We start from the raw sequence: 2,890 nt of genomic DNA on the forward strand, positions 1-2,890 counted from the left end.
AAATACGATTTTGTTAGAGAGTTCGCTTTGGAGGTGTTGGCTGAGAAAGTGAAACGGCATGAGTTTGAGGTCACAATCTCTGACTTCAATCTCTATTACAACACCAAGGCAGAACTCCACGAAAAATTGGCAGGCATCGCTGAAGGGAGCAGAAAAAAGCTCCAGACCAATCTATTCAGAATGCTGGTTAGCTCTGGAATCACTGACTCGGAGATGAAACTGCGGCTGCTGATAGTTAGCCCTAGGGTAAGAGAGCTAATCATCGCAGAAGAGATTCTTTCACCCGCAATCTTTCCCTCAGTGGTAATGGGATATTAAATATGGCTATCATCAACGAGTATCACGATCCCCACGTGCGCTTTGAGCACCTCCTGGCACTCATGAGCAGTAGTAAGTTCCTCGAGATGACCGGACCTTCGAACGATATACCCTATTACATCTGCCCTTTTCGGGTGGAAGAGACCAGCCAGGTATACCAGCACATTGGGCAGCTAAAAAATACCCTGGAACTAAAGCAAATCAAAGTATTTGACATTAACCTGTATCGGCTTTGCATTGAGCACTTTAGCGCTCTTGGGGTGCTGGATGGATTTATTGCTGATGAAACCAGGACGCCGAGGAATGTTTTCTTTGAATCGATCTCAGGTTTGACTGATACCGAGGAGTTTATCTGTCCCTTGATGATTGAGAAGATAAACAGAGATATACCCGACATCATCTTTATCACCGGCGTTGGAGAAGTCTATCCCTACATAAGATCACACAAGATACTATCTACCCTGGAAAGCAAATTTACTGAGAAACCCTTGGTTCTTTTCTTTCCGGGTAAATATGAAACCGACAATGTGAAGGGTTCTAACCTAACCCTATTTGGTATCCTCGACGATAAATACTACCGGGCTTTCAATATCTATCACTGCGAGCCTTGAAGCAGGAGATCTAATGCAAATCAAAGAATTGTTCCAAAAAGATATCGAACGTAAGATCGCCGGTGTGATCATGGCGGACGATGCCCGAAACATCCAAACCGAGATTGACGAATATGTGCTTACCCGTGAGATCAAATCACAACTGGATAAACTGCTGGAATCATACATCAATAATGATAGCCTGCCGGGAGTATGGATATCCGGTTTCTTTGGTACAGGTAAGTCTCACTTGCTAAAGATGATTTCCCTGCTCTTGGAGGGTTGGCATCATGATGACTTTCATATAGCTGATGTTATGATGCAAAAATGCGATGATGACAAGATTCTGAAAGCAAACATCGGTAAAGTGAAATCAATTTCCGCTCAGAGCATTCTCTTCAATATAGATCAAAAGGCAGATACCGGAACCCCAAAAGGGACTGATGCCATCCTAAGCGTGTTTGTGAAGGTTTTTAATGAAGCCTGCGGCTACTATGGTAAGCACGCCTACATCGCCAAATTCGAACGTGATCTGGATCGACAAGATCTCTTGGAGGCATTTAAGACTGAGTATCAAAAGATCTCTGGCAAAGACTGGAAAGTAGGAAGAGCGATGGCTACAATGGAAGATCACAATGTATCCAAAGCCTATGCAAAGATCAAGAATGCCCCTGAGGGAAGCTTCAATTCTCTGCTGAGTAACTTGTCCTATAATTACAAGGTTTCAATAGAGGACTTTACCAACGATGTTGCTGAATATATCGCTAAGAAGGGCAAGGACTTTCGCCTGATTTTCTGCGTGGACGAGATCGGGCAATTCATAGCAGACAATACCAAACTAATGCTAAATCTTCAGACCATCTCAGAAAGCTTCTATTCGGTATGCAAGGGTAAGGCATGGATCATGGTAACCTCGCAATCTGATCTGGAAACAGTAGTAGGGCAATTGAAGCAATCCCAGAGCACAGAATATGGAAGAATCACGGCAAGATTCCCCATCAAACTCAATTTGGGGGGAGCCAACGTGGAAGAGGTAATTCAAAAGAGGCTCTTACTCAAAAAGAAAGAACATGAAACAGAGCTTCTCAAGCTCTATCATAAGCATGAAAACAGCATGCGCACTTTGTTCCACTTCACCGATGGTGCCAGGACTTATAGAACTTTTCGTGATTCAGAGGATTTTGTCGGGTCCTACCCATTCATACCATATCAGTCGTTTCTCCTCCAATCTGCCTTTATATCGCTCTCGGAGCATGACGCCTTCCCCGGTAAATACACATCTGTTGGAGCTCGCAGCTTGCTCTCAATATTCCAATTTGTCTTGATCCAGTCTGCAACCAGAGAGATCGGAGGCATTGCCGGATTTGATCTGATGTATGAAGGTTTGAAGCCCATGGTCAAGCCCCATCTGCTGCACACCCTACAAACAGCTGAGGCCTCAATAACTGATACCTTTGCCTTGCGTATCTTGAAAACCTTGTTTATCCTCAAATACGTAAAGGACTTCAAAGCCACTATCCGTAATATCCGCATTCTTCTCTTGGAAGACCTGCAGACTGATCCTGAAAGCTTGAATGAGCAGATCAAACAAGCTCTGGACCTGCTGGAGCGAGAGACATACATCGAACGTAACGGGGAGGAGTACTCTTACCTGACCAGTGACGAAAAGACGATAGAACAGCAAATCAAGAATACTCAGATAGAAGATTCCGCCATAGCGGATGAACTCGATAAACTGATGTTTGGCTACAACGACTTCTTTAAGACCAAGATTCGCCATGATGAGAGCAACCAGGACTTTGCCTATTCCAGAAAGGTGGATGACAGAGCATACGGTAAGGCACAGGAGCTCACTATTCAACTCATCACTCCCAATTACCAGTATTACGATAACGAGATCCAACTCAAGGCAAACTCGATGGGTAAGGCAGAATTACTAATCGTACTTCCTGCCGATAACCGTTTTTGGGAGGATCTGGCCC

Annotated in this window: 3 protein-coding genes; all 3 read left to right on the forward strand. The window is 44.3% G+C overall.

From position 1 onward, the window contains the following. Positions 1 to 318: BrxA family protein (locus RBR29_RS11685; protein ID WP_320349460.1), on the forward strand; the 318-nt coding region annotated here is incomplete at its 5' end. A 2-nt stretch (positions 319 to 320) separates the two neighbouring features. Further along, the gene (locus RBR29_RS11690; RefSeq protein ID WP_320349462.1) at positions 321 to 929 is read left to right on the forward strand and encodes a DUF1788 domain-containing protein; all 609 of its coding nucleotides are present in this window, start codon (positions 321 to 323) and stop codon (positions 927 to 929) included. Between the two features lie 13 nt (positions 930 to 942). Next, a partial coding sequence (gene brxC, locus RBR29_RS11695) for a BREX system P-loop protein BrxC (protein WP_320349464.1) occupies positions 943 to 2,890 on the forward strand: 1,948 nt, incomplete at its 3' end.

The organism is Castellaniella sp., from assembly GCF_034007085.1.
Lineage (GTDB): Bacteria > Pseudomonadota > Gammaproteobacteria > Burkholderiales > Burkholderiaceae_B > Castellaniella.